This window comes from Kaistella sp. CFF1-2 (genome assembly GCF_059509915.1).
This window is the reverse complement of record NZ_JCAKLF010000001.1, coordinates 938442-953799: the sequence shown is the minus strand read 5'-3', so window position 1 is coordinate 953799 and position 15358 is coordinate 938442. Positions and strand designations below refer to the sequence as shown.

General features: G+C 36.4%; 12 protein-coding genes. 9 read left to right on the top strand and 3 right to left on the bottom strand.

Translation table 11 applies throughout. The features are described 5' to 3' along the window. Positions 1 to 963 carry an NAD(P)-dependent oxidoreductase gene (locus AC5XHR_RS04385; RefSeq protein WP_495949558.1) on the top strand — a complete coding sequence of 321 codons (963 nt, stop codon included), beginning with the start codon at positions 1 to 3 and terminating at the stop codon, positions 961 to 963. Positions 964 to 1027: 64 nt separating this feature from the next. Here the strand turns inward: AC5XHR_RS04385 and mscL are convergent, their stop codons facing one another. Beyond that, positions 1028 to 1462: a large conductance mechanosensitive channel protein MscL gene (mscL, locus tag AC5XHR_RS04380; RefSeq protein ID WP_495949557.1), complete on the bottom strand. Its 435-nt coding sequence runs from the start codon at positions 1460 to 1462 to the stop codon at positions 1028 to 1030. 161 nt (positions 1463 to 1623) lie between these two features. Here mscL and AC5XHR_RS04375 point away from each other — a divergent pair, with 161 nt between their 5' ends. From AC5XHR_RS04375 to AC5XHR_RS04345, 7 genes are all read left to right on the top strand, one after another. Then, positions 1624 to 3123 (top strand): NAD(P)H-hydrate dehydratase, encoded by a 1500-nt coding sequence (locus AC5XHR_RS04375; protein WP_495949556.1) that lies wholly within the window; start codon positions 1624 to 1626, stop codon positions 3121 to 3123. An 18-nt stretch (positions 3124 to 3141) separates the two neighbouring features. Further along, on the top strand, positions 3142 to 3843 hold the full coding sequence (locus AC5XHR_RS04370) for a class I SAM-dependent methyltransferase (RefSeq protein WP_495949555.1): 702 nt from the start codon (positions 3142 to 3144) through the stop codon (positions 3841 to 3843). A gap of 40 nt (positions 3844 to 3883) precedes the next feature. Beyond that, on the top strand, positions 3884 to 4714 hold the full coding sequence (locus tag AC5XHR_RS04365; protein WP_495949554.1) for a helix-turn-helix domain-containing protein: 831 nt from the start codon (positions 3884 to 3886) through the stop codon (positions 4712 to 4714). 126 nt (positions 4715 to 4840) lie between these two features. Beyond that, entirely contained in the window at positions 4841 to 6151 is a 1311-nt protein-coding gene (locus AC5XHR_RS04360; RefSeq protein ID WP_495949553.1) for a TolC family protein, read from the top strand. A 16-nt stretch (positions 6152 to 6167) separates the two neighbouring features. Next, complete coding sequence (locus AC5XHR_RS04355; RefSeq protein ID WP_495949552.1) at positions 6168 to 7310, top strand: HlyD family secretion protein; 1143 nt, start codon at positions 6168 to 6170, stop codon at positions 7308 to 7310. Between the two features lie 157 nt (positions 7311 to 7467). After that, on the top strand, positions 7468 to 9072 hold the full coding sequence (locus AC5XHR_RS04350; protein ID WP_495949551.1) for an efflux MFS transporter permease: 1605 nt from the start codon (positions 7468 to 7470) through the stop codon (positions 9070 to 9072). 150 nt (positions 9073 to 9222) lie between these two features. Then, positions 9223 to 9600 (top strand): hypothetical protein, encoded by a 378-nt coding sequence (locus tag AC5XHR_RS04345; RefSeq protein WP_495949550.1) that lies wholly within the window; start codon positions 9223 to 9225, stop codon positions 9598 to 9600. Positions 9601 to 9653: 53 nt separating this feature from the next. Here the strand turns inward: AC5XHR_RS04345 and AC5XHR_RS04340 are convergent, their stop codons facing one another. After that, positions 9654 to 10127: an Mpo1 family 2-hydroxy fatty acid dioxygenase gene (locus tag AC5XHR_RS04340; RefSeq protein ID WP_495949549.1), complete on the bottom strand. Its 474-nt coding sequence runs from the start codon at positions 10125 to 10127 to the stop codon at positions 9654 to 9656. Positions 10128 to 10218: 91 nt separating this feature from the next. Further along, positions 10219 to 12252 (bottom strand): methionine--tRNA ligase, encoded by a 2034-nt coding sequence (metG, locus tag AC5XHR_RS04335; RefSeq protein ID WP_495949548.1) that lies wholly within the window; start codon positions 12250 to 12252, stop codon positions 10219 to 10221. Between the two features lie 349 nt (positions 12253 to 12601). On the opposite strand from metG, the gene AC5XHR_RS04330 reads away from it, so the two are divergent. Beyond that, complete coding sequence (locus AC5XHR_RS04330; RefSeq protein WP_495949547.1) at positions 12602 to 15355, top strand: SusC/RagA family TonB-linked outer membrane protein; 2754 nt, start codon at positions 12602 to 12604, stop codon at positions 15353 to 15355. Positions 15356 to 15358 lie beyond the last annotated feature (3 nt).

Here is a 15358-nt window from a genome sequence, read left to right as displayed (position 1 = left end):
ATGAAGAATGTATTAGCGAATGATGGATTAGAGCAATCAGGAATTGATGCTTTGACAGCCAAGGGATTTCATGTAGAAACAAACAAAGTTCTCCAAGATCAACTTGCCGACTATATTAACGAACATCAAGTGAAAACGCTTTTGGTACGAAGCGCAACACAAGTTAGAAAAGAGTTAATCGATCAATGTCCGAGTTTAGAAATTATTGGTCGTGGCGGTGTTGGTATGGATAATATTGATGTTGATTATGCGCGTTCTAAAGGACTGCATGTAATCAATACGCCAGCTGCTTCATCGGGTTCGGTTGCGGAATTGGTTTTTGCGCATCTTTTTTCAGGAGCTCGATTCTTAGAAGAATCGAATCGTAAGATGCCAGTTGTGGGCGATACCGAGTTTTCAAAATTGAAAAAAGCCTACGCTGAAGGAATTGAATTACGAGGAAAAACCATCGGAATTATCGGGATGGGAAGAATTGGGCAAGAAGTTGCGAGAATCGCGTTAGGATTAGGAATGCGAGTAATCGCCGCTGATACCAATATTGGAAAAGCAAGTATCAAAGTAAAATTCTATAACAATCAGTTTATCAATGTTGATATTGAGACCGAACCTTTGGAAGATGTTTTGAAACATGCTGATTTTATTACGTTGCATATTCCCGCTCAAAAAGATGGTTTTGTAATTGGAGCTCATGAGTTTTCGAAAATGAAAACCGGAGCTGCGGTTGTAAATTGCTCTCGTGGCGGTGTGATCGATGAAAATGCTTTAATTGAAGCATTAGATTCTGGAAAAGTTGCGTTTGCCGGGTTGGATGTTTTTATTAACGAACCAACACCTTCGAAAGCAATTTTAAATCATGCTAAAATTTCGTTGACGCCTCATACAGGAGCTTCGACGGTAGAAGCGCAAGATCGAATTGCCCTTTCCTTAGCAGAACAAATTTGCAGTATTTTACAAGTTCAATAATTTGAAATTGAAACATAAAAAAAGCCACTTGAAAAAGTGGCTTTTATTTTTTGTACTAAAGAATTTATTTGTTTTTCAACAAATCTCTGATTTCTCCTAATAATTCTTCTTGAGTTGGTCCTGCTGGAGCGGCTTCTTCCTCTTTTCTCTTCATTTTGTTAATCGCTTTCACCATCATGAAAACAACTAATGCTAATAAAAAGAAATTAATAGCAACGGTAATAAAGTTACCGTAAGCAAAGATTGCTGCATCTGGAGCTATTTCTTTTGCTTTTTCTAGCGTCGCACCTGCAGGAATTAGTTCAGACCCTTTACCCATTGCGTAGTAGATACTACTGAAATCTGGTTTTCCAACAAGAGCAGCAACGATTGGCATGATTAAATCATCAATAACGCTGGTAACAATTTTACCGAAAGCACCACCAATGATAACCCCAACTGCAAGATCAAATGCATTTCCTTTGATTGCGAATTCTTTGAATTCTTTAATAAATCCCATTTTTTAGTGTTTTTAAATTCTCGACAAAAATAGAATTAATTTTCCAAATACCTACAGAAGAATAAAATATTGTTAAAATCGTGTAAATATCATATGAAGAATGGGTAAAGATGGAGGATAATACGGCCGTAAATCAGTAATTTTGCATATAGTTTATTTTTATGAAAATTTTAAGTGCAAAACAGATTAAGGATTGTGACCATTTTACAATTAAAAACACCTCGGTTTCGTCGATTAGTTTAATGGAACGTGCTGCGGAAGCTTGTGTTGATTGGATATCCAAAAATCTGTACCAGATAAAACAATTCACTATTTTAAGTGGCGTTGGAAATAATGGAGGGGACGGATTTGCGATTGCTCGTTTATTGAAAAAGAAAGGTTTTTATGTGAAAGTTGTTACCGTAATTGGTCAAGATTTTACATCAGAAGCCACAAAAAATCTAAAGCGTATTCGTGAAAATGGCGATATTGAGATTATTGATTACGAAAAAGCCTTGGATTTAAAATATGAAGAAAATTCATGTGTGATTGATGCCTTGTTTGGTACGGGATTGAATCGTCGTATTGATGGTGTTTTGGCTAAGTTGATTAAGAAAGTTAATCAACTTGAAAAAGTCAGACGAATTGCGATTGATATTTCGTCTGGTTTATTCGCAAACGACTTGCACCCTAAAGATTCGGTGATTTTCCGAGCCGATGATACGTTAACATTCCAAACGTGGAAAAGAACGTTCTTGCATCCTGAAACTGGGATGTTTGCAGGGAAAGTTCATATTTTGGATATTAAATTAAGTCAAGATTTTATTGATAAAGTAGACACTGATTTTTATGTAAACGATCAAGAAATAATCCAAGATTTCTTTAAAAAGAGGGAAGATTTTTCCCATAAAGGTCGTTTCGGAAAATCCGCAATTGTCGCGGGTAGTTACGGGAAAATGGGAGCTGCGGTTCTGTCTGTTTCTGCTGCATTGAGAACGGGAAGCGGTTTGGTCTATTCCATTTCGGCGGATTCTGGATACCATATTATGCAAACATCCAATCCAGAAGCGATGTTTATTAAAGCAGGCGAAGATTTTATTGATAAAATTGAAGTGGATAGCGATTTTACAACCGCTATTGGCCCTGGTTTGGGCACAGAAGATACGACACGAAAGGCTTTTGCTAAATTTTTGAAAAAGTGTACGAAAGCCTTAGTTCTTGACGCTGATGCTTTAAATATTATTTCGCTTGACCTTGATTTGTTAGAATCATTGCCTAAAGATTCAGTACTAATGCCTCATCCAAAGGAATTTGAACGAATTTTTGGAACATTTGAAAATTCGTATGAACGTTTGGAAGCAGCTAGAAATGCAGCTGAGAAATATCAAATTTACATCGTTTTAAAAGATCATAGAACTCAAATCATAACACCAGATCGTAAAGTGTACTATAATGTTACCGGAAATTCTGGTATGGCAAAAGGAGGAAGTGGCGATGTTCTTACGGGAATAGTCACGTCTTTAATTGCACAAAATTATACGAGTTTACAAGCGGCGCTTTTGGGTGTTTGGTTGCATGGGAAAGCGGGAGATTTTGCCACGGAGAAATATTCCAAAGAATCGGTTCTTCCATCAGATTTGGTGAAAGAATTGGGTGAGGTTTTTAAGATTTTAAACGATTAATTTGCTCAAACTTTTTCTATGAAAGATTTAATGGGTCAGGCGATTTGGGACTTTTATTACAATGAAAAACCGGAAGATCTACAAACGGAAACCTCCATTTCTGAACTTGATGAACTTCCAGTTTCTTATTTGTTTCGGGAGTTTCTAGAAATGAATGCGATTGAACAAAAAGCGTTGGCTTTGGCTAAAGGAAAGGTTTTGGACGTCGGTTCTGGTGCAGGTTCTCATAGTTTGTATTTGCAAAACGAAAAAAAATTAGATGTTTTGGCTTTGGATATATCTCCGAAATCCATCGAAGTTTGCAATGCTCGAGGTGTGAAATCAACTTGGGTAGGCGATATTATGAAATTTGAAGGTCAGAAATTCGATACGATCCTTTTGTTGATGAATGGCACAGGAATTTTTCAAAGTTTGAATGTTATTGATTTTTATCTGAAAAAGTTGACAGAGCTTTTAGAAAAAGACGGTCAAATTTTAATTGATGGGACGGATATTTTGTACATGTTCGATCAAGATGAAGATGGTGGTTATTACATTCCTGCGGATGGTTACTATGGCGAATTAGACTACATTGTTCATTATAAAGGAGAATCCGAAGAACCTATAAAATGGTTGTATTTGGATTTTGAAACCTTAAAAAATGCCGCTGAAAATAACGGTTTTAAAATAGTTAAAGTTCTTCAAGAAGAGGATTCGTATTTAGCAAAATTGTATAAATAAAATAAATTAATATTCTTACTTTTGAACAAATTGTAAGAATATGATTTTTGACGCGGCCAAAGTTTTTAGCAAAGGAAATCTTTTGGAACATTTGGTTGTAGGACATCCGTATCATCCCGCAAGACCTGCTTTTTTGTTTTTGAAAGAAGGTTCTATCAAGCTTCGTGAACAGATTAATGTGTACACGCTTCATAAAAACGGCGTAATTCTTATTGATAGCACTTCCGTTTACGAAATCCTTGAATACAGTGAAAATATCGATATTCTTATCGTTGCTTATAACCGAAATTTTTTTGATACACTTAACCTAAAACTCAATAGACTTCACGCTTTTCGAAGTATTCGCGCCGAATTTAAGAAAGGCTATCAAGCAAGCGAATCCGAGTTTCCGGTGTTGTGGCAAAATGTTCTCAATATTCAATATTATATCGAGAACATCGATCAACAGGAGTATCAAATCGAAATTATTGAATCTTTATTTGCGGCTTTGGTTTATCAATTGGCCAATATTGTCGCACATCAACGGAAGATATCCAAACAGAAAATGTCACGCTCTCAGGAGATTGCGTTCGATTTTATAAAACTGGTTACGGGAAATTTTAAAATTGAACGAAACGTAGAATATTATGCGCAACGCTTAATGATTTCAAGCAGACATTTAACTGTGGTTTTAAAAGAAGTTTTTGGGAAAAGTGCCATTCAGATTCTAAATGAATTTGTTTTGAACGAAGCCAAGGCGCAACTCAGTTCGAGTTTAAAACCGATTAATGAGATTTCTAACGAGCTGAAATTCAGTGATCAATATTCGTTCAGTCATTTCTTTAAAAAACATGAAAATTTGAGTCCTTCTCAGTATCGAAATCAATTTTAGATTTTTATCTTACTTTTGAACATCAAAACACGTAAACTGAATCATTTTAAACGTTTGTTTAGCAACCTACCTTTGTCCTGTGAAAATTGAAGTAGAAAAAACTTCAAAATAACAACAAGGAAAACAATGAAAAACAAGGTACAACAAACGATGTTAGCACTCAGTCTACTAACATTTGGACTGTCTTATGCTCAAGAATCTCGCGATCTATCTGTAGATCAAGTGATGGATTTGGCTTTACAAAACCATCAGCAACTTAAAGTTTCAGCAAAAAATATCGACATTGCAAAACAACAAACCGAAGTTGCAAAACTTCAGAAGTTGCCTTCTATTACAGCATCTACAAGTCAGTTCTTTCTAGGAAACGCACTCATTATTGATAAGGATCTTTCCAATTCGACCAAAGTGGAAATGCCGCATTACGGAAGCACGTATTCCGTACAAGCGCAGCAACTTATTTTCAAAGGTGGATTGGTGAATAAGTCGATAGAAATGTATGATTTACGCGAACAATTAGCCGAATTGGATGTTGAAAAAGATCAACAAAATGTGAAGTTTTTGGTGACTTCCAATTATTTGGACATCTACAAATTAATCAATCAAACGGAAGTTTATCAGAACAACAAAAAATTAGCTCAAGAACGTTTAAAAAATATTCAAAAATTCTATCAACAAGGCATGATTACGCGAAATGAAGTAATTCGTGCAGAATTGGCGATTAAGAATTTGGATCAAGGGCTTTTGGTTTTAGAGAACAACCGAAAAATAGTTACGTATCAGTTAAACGTTGCTTTAGGATTAAATCCGAACTCACAAATCAATCCGACAGAAAGTATAGATATTCAGGAAAGAGGTTTGGATAGAGATTACTATCAAAATTTAGCATTCGAAAATCATCCAGCAATAAAAGCGGCTTATAAAAACGTGGAAGTTGCGGATAAGAATATTGAAATCATTAACACGGATAAAATGCCCACCATTGCGGCTTTCGGAGGTTACAATATGCAAAGACCAATAACGACAAGGGTTCCAGCGATGGACATGTATACAAATTCGTGGCAAAGCGGAATTTCTTTGAGTTATAATATTGATAATCTCTACAAAACCAAAGAAAAAGTGAAGTTGGGACAATTGCAAAAAGAGCAAGCTAACGAGGCGACCTCACTTATCAAAGATCAGTTGGAAGTTGGCGTTAATGCGGCTTATGTGAAATATGTGGAAGCGATTCAGCAAGCGGATTTGTTCAACGATTCGAAAAAATTAGCGGAAGAAAACTACAAAATTACTGAGGCTAAATATCTAAATCAATTAGCAGTACAAGCCGAAATGATTGATGCCCAGAACCAAAAACTTCAAGCAGAACTGGACTTTGCCAATGCAGAAATCAACGTTCTGTATCAATATTACAACTTACTAAAAACGACAGGAACTCTTTAATAACGGACAATTACAAATGGAAAACAAGGATACACAACAAGAAAATACAACTCAGCATCAGGAAAACGAACCAAAAACGCAACACGTTTCGCGACCTACAACGGCTGAAAAAGTAAAACAAAATAAGAAAAACAAAGCAAAATCGATGATTTCAAACGTCTTGGTTTTAGCGATTATCGGATTTGGAATTTATTGGTTGATTACGCAATATTTCCACATTGGAGATAAAAATTACACCGAAGCTGCGCAGGTTGAAGAATTCATTAACCCGATTAATACAAGGGTTTCGGGATATATTAAAGAAATAAAATTCAATGAACATCAAGCTGTGAAAAAAGGCGATACGTTGGTTGTTTTGGATGAACGTGAAATCGAAACGCAACTTGGACAAGCGGAAGCGGCTTATCAAAACGCTTTGGCTCAAAAAAGTGCAACAGGATCTTCGGTGAATACAGTTTCGAATAACGTTAACGTGATGGAATCGAACATTGCAGGAGCTAAAGCAAGACTTTGGAATGCAGAACAAAATTTAAATCGATATAAAAATCTTTTGGCTGCGGAAGCGGTTACAAAGCAACAATACGACGCTGTAAAAACGGAATATGATGCCTTGAAAGCGTCTTACGAAACTTTGATTAATCAAAAACAATCGGCGAACCTTTCGATTACGGAAGTAAAATCCAAAATCGGAATCAACGACGCGGAAATTAAAAGAACCAAATCTGCTTTGGATATGGCGCGATTAAATCGTTCGTATACAGTTATTACAGCACCTTACGACGGAATTATGGGAAGAAGAACGATTTCTGAAGGTCAGTTAATGCAGCCGGGTCAACAAGTTGCGACCATCGTTTTGGAAGGAAGCAAATGGGTGACTGCGAACTTTTTAGAACGTCAAATGCCAAATATCAAGATTGGAAGTAAAATTGTGATGTCGGCTGACGCTTTGGGTGGTGAAAAATTTGAAGGTGTTGTTACAGCGATTTCAGCGGCAACAGGTTCTAAATATTCCGCAGTACCAACGGATAATTCAACAGGAAACTTTGTGAAAGTTCAGCAACGTATTCCAGTTCGAATAGAGTTTACAGATAAAAATGATGCTGCGAAAGTAAAACAATTACGCGCAGGGATGAACATGGTTTTGAAGCTGGAAAAATAGTGGACATGAGAGTCAAGAACCAAGAATCAAGAACCAAGATAGCAGATGTCAGATATCAGAAAAGAAACAAGGCGTAAAGCAGTTTATGTAAGAATTATAAATCTGAAATCTTAAGTCTAGCATCTGATCTCTAATTTCTAACATCTAAAAAACAACAATGTACAATAAAGGATTATTTAATGATTGGGTTCCGAAACCTGTCCAGCTTTTACTGGTGATACTTTTCGCAGGTATTCTGATGCCAATGGGCGGGATTTACACGGGAAACATCGCTTTTATGGCGAGTGATTCGGGATCCATGACAGAATATTATATGATGGCGAATTTCGTTTCATCCATTGGGATGGGCGCGGTGATGCCGATTGCTATTCGACTAAAAATGCGTTTCAAAATTCGAGATAAAGTCACTTTTATTTTAATTGCTTTAGCCGCGTTATTATTCATTAGTGGGACAACCGAAAATCCGTGGATTATCGTTATTAATTCCCTTTTGATCGGGTTTTTAAAGATGGCTGTTGTTATGGAATTTATGCTGCCGCTTATGATGATGGTGCCCAGTCGTGGCGCATTTTACAGCATGTTGTACGGTTTTGTGCTCGTACTTTCACAGTTGGCGAATTATTACGTGGTCGAATTTTCGATCCTCTACAATTGGGAATATTTTTATATTCTAACAGCGGTTACATGTTTGATTTTGGCGCTGATGAGCTGGATTTTCATGCATGATAAACGATTCGCACTCAAAATGCCGTTGTATTACATCGATTGGATGAGTATGTTGATGTTTGTGGCAACGTTTTTTATGTTGGCTTATGTACTGTCTTTCGGGAAACAACAAGATTGGTTCAATTCGCCGTATATCGTATGGAATTCCATTGGTTTTGTCGTGAGCTTAGTCTTGCTGATTGCCCGTCAATCCCATCTAAAACGTCCATTTTTATCATTTAATATTTTTAAAAAGAATAACGTTCAGCATGGGCTTTTCATGTTATTTTGTTTAGGAATGTACATGGCGCTTGGATCGATGCAAAATACCTTTGCGTTGGGTGTTCTTCAATACGATCAAATGACGAATGCGAAATTGAATCTTTTGATGATTCCTGGACTTATTGCGGCTGCAATTGTGGCTTTGTATTGGTTCAAAAAAGAATTTAATCTTAGAATGTTCATTTTTTCTGGATTTGGCGCAATGCTGATGTTTAGCATCATCCTTTATTTTTCCATGGTTCCTGAAATGAATTTTGAACGTTGGTATCTTCCGATGTTTTTAAAAGGTTACGGCATGTGTAGTCTTTTCATCGGGGTTTGGTATTACGCGATGGATAAGTTGGATGTTAATGACCTTTTGCCGGCATTCGGATTCGTTTTATGTTGGCGTTCGTTTATCACGATTGGCTTGTTTTCAGCGGCGTTTTCGTGGATTCAATATCAATTTCAAGTTCAGGCGGTTGGCGATTTGGCAGTTCATATGGACAGTATGATTTTAAATCCGCAAGCGGCAATGGCTAATTTGAAAGCCATCCAGTTAAATGCCATTCTCGTTGCCAATAAAAAGCTTCTTGGCTTGGTAAGTATCGCAGGATTTTTCATTCTGATTTATATTTATTTCCATCATTTTGGAAGAATAAAACATACCGAAGTTCGTTTAATTCGAGTTTTGAAAGGGAAATCCTACATCGCAAGACGCCGAAGAAGAGAACAAAAATTACTGAAAGAAACCATCAACCAGCTGAAAGATGCCGGTGGTGTTAGTAATATATAAAATCCTTGTTTTTTTTCACGGAAGCTCCAACAGTTTTATATTGTTGGGGCTTCTTTTTATATAATAACTTCTTTACTTATTTTTTAACAAGTATTATGATATGCTTTGCATGATAATTGATGATTCTTGGATAATTAAAATCATAAAATTATGTCTGATAAAAAATTAGCGGGTCTTTGGATAGACCAAACAAAAGCAGTTGTTGTAAAAAACCATAACGATTTTGAAGTGACCGAATGGAATGTTTCTGATACGTTAAAAGCGGATGTGCAACACGGGAATTCAAATGAAAACGCAGCGAATAATGCTGAGAAAACAAACAAGGTAAAATTTTATAAAGAAATCGAAAAAGCAATTACCAACTCCGTTGATTTATATGTTACAGGACCTGGAATTGCACAAGAAGAATTACGAAATTATCTTTTGGATACACCGCAATACAAAAATTTAAATATTACTTTGGGAACTTCTACAGATTCTAATCCCGATGTAGTTTTAAATGATGTTAAATCCCATTACAACGAGTAATTTAGAAACATAAGAAAATAAAAACGGAGACTTATTCTCCGTTTTTTTTGATATTAATAGTTGATATTTAATTTTTTTAGAATAAAACTCAATAGCCAAGCTGGGCCAACCAACAGAAATTGAAGGTCTTTCAAAAAGCTCGGTTTTTTTCCTTCCACTTTATGACCAACAAATTGCAAAATCCAAGTCACTACAAAAACGCTGAGGAAAACAATCCACGATTGATGTCCCCAAGAAATATTTACTTGATATGCGAAATATTCCATAATCAACATCACAAAAACCATGACGAATGTGATGAGCGGCGACAATCGTATATAGAAAAGACTGACCAAAATGATTGCTACAAGACTTGCAATGCTAATGCATCCGTAATAAGAAAAACACAAATGTGGCGCAGGAATAATCGATATAAAGCCTAAAATTGTCCAAAAAATGAGTGGGACACAAATCCAATGAATCAGTTTGTTCGTTGTGTTTTGGTGGCTTTCACCATACTCTGCAAAAAGTTGATCGATTTTTCTCATGTCGTTCCATTTTGGTTGAACTAAATTAATAAAAAAGTTCTCAAAACATCGTTTTTGAGAACTTTTCGTATTTTAAAATAGTATTTTTTGTTTACCCGATTTCAATTCCGTTTTGTACAGAATCATCAGGCGTTACAAAAGATAATTTACCGTCTTCTTTTGTTGTAAGCAATAACATTCCTTGAGATTCGATACCGCGGATTTTTCGTGGCGCCAAATTCAACAAAATCATCACTTGCTTTCCAACAACTTCTTCTGGTGTAAAGCTTTCTGCAATTCCAGAAACTACAGTTCGTACATCCACACCTGTATCAACGGTTAGTTTTAATAATTTATCTGCTTTTTCTACTTTTTCAGCTTCAATAATTGTTGCTGTTCTTAGATCGATTTTTGTAAAATCATCAAACGTAATTTCGTCTTTCATTGGGTTGGCGTTGGGATTGGTTTTCTTATTATTTTGCTTTGTATTCTCTAATTTTTCGATTTGAGCGACAATCACGTCATCTTCAATTTTCGAGAACAAAAGTTCCGCTTCATTAATTTTATGTCCAGCTTCTACAAGCACTTTGTTGTTTTCAACGGTTGTCCAAGATGCTTTTTCCACTTGGAACATGTGTAGTAATTTTTCTGAGCTAAATGGCATAAACGGTTCTGAAAGTTGAGCCAATGCAACCGCAATTTGAGCTCCAACAAACAACGATTGTGCTGTTTTTTCAGGATTGTCTTTAATGGTTTTCCAAGGTTCTTCGGTCTGTAGATATTGATTTCCAAATCGAGCCAAATTCATCAAAGCAGTTAATGCATTTCGGAATTCGAATTTGTCTAAGAATTCGTGAATTTCTCTCGCAGCTTTGGAAATTTCATTTAATTCTGGAGCATTCGCATCGCCTTGCGGAATAACACCATCATAATATTTATGAATTAAAACTGCAACTCTGTTGATGAAGTTACCGAAAATCCCCACCAATTCTGAATTGTTTTTGGTTTGGAAATCCTTCCAAGTGAAGTTATTGTCCTTGGTTTCAGGAGCCGAAGAAAGCAATGCATAACGCAAAACATCTTGCTGTCCTGGGAATTCTTCAACATATTCATGTGCCCAGACTGCCCAATTTCTTGAAGTTGAAATCTTCTCATTTTCTAAATTCAAAAATTCGAACGCAGGAACATTGGTTGGCATAATATAATCGCCGTGAGCTTTCATCATGGCAGGGAAAATAATACAATGAAACACAATATTATCTTTTCCAATAAAGTGAATTAAATCAGATTCTGGGTTTTGCCAATAATCTTTCCAATTTTTTCCATTCTTTTCTGCCCATTCTTGAGTGAACGAAATGTAACCAATTGGTGCATCAAACCAAACATAAAGCACCTTTCCATCTGCATCAGGAAGCGGAACAGGAACGCCCCAGTTTAAATCTCTAGTCATCGCACGAGGCTTCAAACCTTCGCTTAACCAAGATTTAACTTGTCCGTAAACATTGGGTTTCCAATCGTTTTTATGACCTTCGATAATCCATTCATTCAAGAAATTTTCGTAGTCATTCAAAGGTAAATACCAGTTTTTTGTTGGCTTCAGAACGGGCACGTTTCCACTCAACATCGATTTTGGATTAATCAACTCCGATGGCGAAAGGGTAGAACCGCATTTTTCACACTGATCACCATATGCATTGTCGTTACCGCAATTCGGGCACGTTCCTACGATATAACGATCGGCTAGGAATTCATTTGCTTGTTCATCAAAATATTGCTCCGAAACTTCTTCTAAAAACTTGTTGTTGGAATAGAGATTCGTAAAGAAATCCTGACTCACTTCATAATGTTTCTTCGAAGTTGTTCTTGAGTATTCGTCAAATGAAATTCCTAAATCTTCAAATGATTTTTTGATGATTCCATGGTATTTATCAACAATATCTTGAGGGGTAACGCCTTCTTTTTTTGCACGAATCGTGATGGGAATCCCGTGTTCATCGGATCCGCAAATAAACGCAACATCTTGTCCTAATCGTCTTTGAAATCTTGCGTAAACATCCGCCGGTACATACACACCAGCCAAATGCCCTATATGAACAGGTCCATTGGCGTAAGGCAACGCCGCGGTTATCATTTTTCTGTTTGACATTATTCTATTTCCAATTTTATGCAAATATACGACATCGCAGAAAAGTAGCGAGAACGATTGTTTGGATAATTTAGTATGAGAAAATGGAATTTTCAGGTTCTATTTGTTAAACAATTGTTTAATATTTAATCGTTTTTAAGATTCCTTGGTGGAAAAAATTTGTACTATAATGTACGAAAATTATAGTAAAATACGCATTATCTCAACGTGGTTATGCATATTATTCAGGGATGATATATGTAATGTTAATTTTTTTTAATGTATATTAAAATATTTATAAATTGGGAGACCAATTTTTTTGGAACGTTAAAAGAAAAAATTGATTATTAATCCCCAAAAATTATTATTTGTGAGAAACTATTCTAAAGTTTTGAAGGTTGCTCCTGCTTTCCTATTGGCAGGATCACTGATGAATGCACAAGTAGCCGATACAACATCGAAAGAGACAAAAATCGAAGAAGTTGTTCTTATTGGTTATGGTAAGCAAAAGAAAGAAGACCTTACAGGTTCTATCGCATCCATTTCTTCGAAAGATTTTAACGGTGGTTCTACCTCTGCAGATCAATTGATCCAAGGTAAAGCTCCGGGTGTGACGGTAACTGGTAACGGTGGTAATCCTGGATCTGGATCTACAATTCGTATTCGTGGTGGTGCTTCTTTAAGTGCATCCAACGACCCGCTAATTGTTATTGATGGTATCCCAATGGATTTCGCAGGTGTTAGTGGTGCTAGTAATGCATTGGCATTAATTAACCCAGATGATATTGAGTCATTCAGTATTTTGAAGGATGCTTCATCTGCTGCAATCTACGGTAACAGAGCTTCTAATGGTGTAATCTTAATTACGACGAAAAGAGGATCTTCTGGAAAAATGAAAATTAGCTTTTCTACAACAGGTTCCGTTTCAACGAAAATGGGTAACCTTGGTGTATTAAGCGGTGATGAGTTTAGAGAATTTGTAAAAGCAAATGCTTCACAAAACTACATTGACAAACTAGGAAATGCAAGCACCAATTGGCAAGATCTCGTTTTCCAAACAGCTTGGGGAACGGATAATAACTTGGCTATTTCTGGTGGAATAAAAAAATTACCGTATCGTTTATCATTAGGATATAACGAGCAAAACGGGATTATTAGAACGAACGAGTTTAGAAGAACTTCCGTTGGTTTGAATTTGACTCCGAAATTCTTCGATAACCACCTGAGTGTAACGGCGAATTTGAAAGGTACCATGACAGAAAACCGCTTTAATGCAGGCGTTATTGGTGCTTCTCAATATTTTGACCCTACTCAGGAGGTGTATGATCAATCAGCACGTGGAAATCGAGTTGCTAATTATTGGGAGTGGTGGCAAACTGCTGATCTTTTGAATGTTAATGCAACAAGAAACCCACTAGGATCGCTTTACGGAAGAAAAGATATGTCTACCGTATTTAGAGGTATTGCAAGTTTACAATTGGATTATAAATTCCATTTCTTGCCAGATTTGCATTGGAATGTTAATGCTGGTTACGATTATCAAAAAGGAACAGGAGGGGTTACCGAATTTCCTAACTATGCCGGTGTAGTTGCTTCTAACAACGTGAGTACAAGAAGAGATTATACCCAAGAAAAAACGAACAAGTTAATTGAAACGTATTTGAATTACGTGAAGAATGTTACAGCAATCAACACGAAGGTTGATTTAATGGCTGGATATTCATATCAAAACTTCACAAATGTGGTTCCTGTTGCGACAACGTCTTTTGGGAATCCTGAAAAGTTACCAGTTTCTAGTAACCGTTACGAAGGAGAATTAACTTTATTAGGTTTCTACGGAAGAGCAATTTTCACGATTGCAGACAAATATATCCTTACAGGAGCAGTTCGTCGTGATGGAACTTCAAGATTCTACAACGGAACAGACGATACCAGCAATATGTGGGGGACGTTTACCTCTGTTTCTGGAGCTTGGAAAATCATGAACGAAAGTTTTATGGAAGGTTCAAAAGTATTTTCAGATTTGAAATTAAGAGCAGGTTATGGAGAAACTGGTCAGCAAGAAATTGGTGGTTGGTATAACTCGTTCCCATCGTATAATATTTCGCAAGGAACGGCTCAATACGGATTTGGAGACGATTTCTATTTCATGTACCGTCCAACTCAGTACAACCCGAATCTAACTTGGGAAACGACAAAAACGGTTAATGCCGGTTTAGATTATGGTTTCTTGAATAATAGAATCTCTGGTTCATTTGATTGGTTTAAGAAAAATACAGTGAACTTGCTTGCTAATGTTGCAGTACCTGCGGGAGAATTTTCTAACAGAAACAACAAGAACATTGGTGAAATGGAAACTGATGGATTTGAATTTGTGTTGAATGTAACTCCAGTTAAAAATGAAACGACAACTTGGGATTTTAGCTTTAATGCAGCACATTATAATCCGAAAATCACATCGTTCTCTGGACAAGTGGAAGACGGTTATGTAAACCAAGTTGGTGGAATTTCTGGTGGTACAGGTAATACGGTTCAAGGACATGCCGTAGGATACACACCTTTCGGATTCTATGTGTATCAACAAGTTTATGATGCCAATGGAAAGCCTCTAGAGGGTGTTTATGTAGATCGTAACGGAGACGGAAAAGTTTCTGCAGATGGAGACAAATATTTCTACAAATCAACAACTCCAGATGCAACGTTTGGTTTCTCAACAAAAGTGAAATACAAAAACTGGGATTTCTCTACAGCTTTAAGAGCAGTAATAGGGAATTACGTGTACAATAACTTTGCATCACAATCTACAATTCAGAGTATTGCAACAAACGAATATTTGCAAAATATCTCTTCTACAGCGGCTGGATACGGATTCAGAGCTCCACAATATTGGAGTGATATTTTCGTAGAAAATGCATCGTTCTTGAGAATGGATAATTTAACAGTAGGATACAACTTTGGTGATGTATTCGGTTCTGGAAGCAACCTTCGTGTGTTTGGTATGGCTCAAAACGTATTCGTTGTAACGAAATATTCAGGTGTAGATCCTGAAATCTTCGGAAATATCGATAACGGTTTCTACCAAAGACCAAAAGTGTATTCGTTAGGATTAAACTTCCAATTTTAAAAA

Bases quoted from the DNA above. Each gene is read 5' to 3' on its own strand.
- metG (WP_495949548.1), bottom strand. From the start codon at position 12,252: ATGTCAAACAGAAAAATGATAACCGCGGCGTTGCCTTACGCCAATGGA.
- AC5XHR_RS04355 (WP_495949552.1), top strand. From the start codon at position 6,168: ATGGAAAACAAGGATACACAACAAGAAAATACAACTCAGCATCAGGAA.
- AC5XHR_RS04340 (WP_495949549.1), bottom strand. From the start codon at position 10,127: ATGAGAAAAATCGATCAACTTTTTGCAGAGTATGGTGAAAGCCACCAA.
- AC5XHR_RS04385 (WP_495949558.1), top strand. From the start codon at position 1: ATGAAGAATGTATTAGCGAATGATGGATTAGAGCAATCAGGAATTGAT.
- AC5XHR_RS04360 (WP_495949553.1), top strand. From the start codon at position 4,841: ATGAAAAACAAGGTACAACAAACGATGTTAGCACTCAGTCTACTAACA.
- mscL (WP_495949557.1), bottom strand. From the start codon at position 1,462: ATGGGATTTATTAAAGAATTCAAAGAATTCGCAATCAAAGGAAATGCA.
- AC5XHR_RS04350 (WP_495949551.1), top strand. From the start codon at position 7,468: ATGTACAATAAAGGATTATTTAATGATTGGGTTCCGAAACCTGTCCAG.
- AC5XHR_RS04365 (WP_495949554.1), top strand. From the start codon at position 3,884: ATGATTTTTGACGCGGCCAAAGTTTTTAGCAAAGGAAATCTTTTGGAA.
- AC5XHR_RS04375 (WP_495949556.1), top strand. From the start codon at position 1,624: ATGAAAATTTTAAGTGCAAAACAGATTAAGGATTGTGACCATTTTACA.
- AC5XHR_RS04345 (WP_495949550.1), top strand. From the start codon at position 9,223: ATGTCTGATAAAAAATTAGCGGGTCTTTGGATAGACCAAACAAAAGCA.
- AC5XHR_RS04370 (WP_495949555.1), top strand. From the start codon at position 3,142: ATGAAAGATTTAATGGGTCAGGCGATTTGGGACTTTTATTACAATGAA.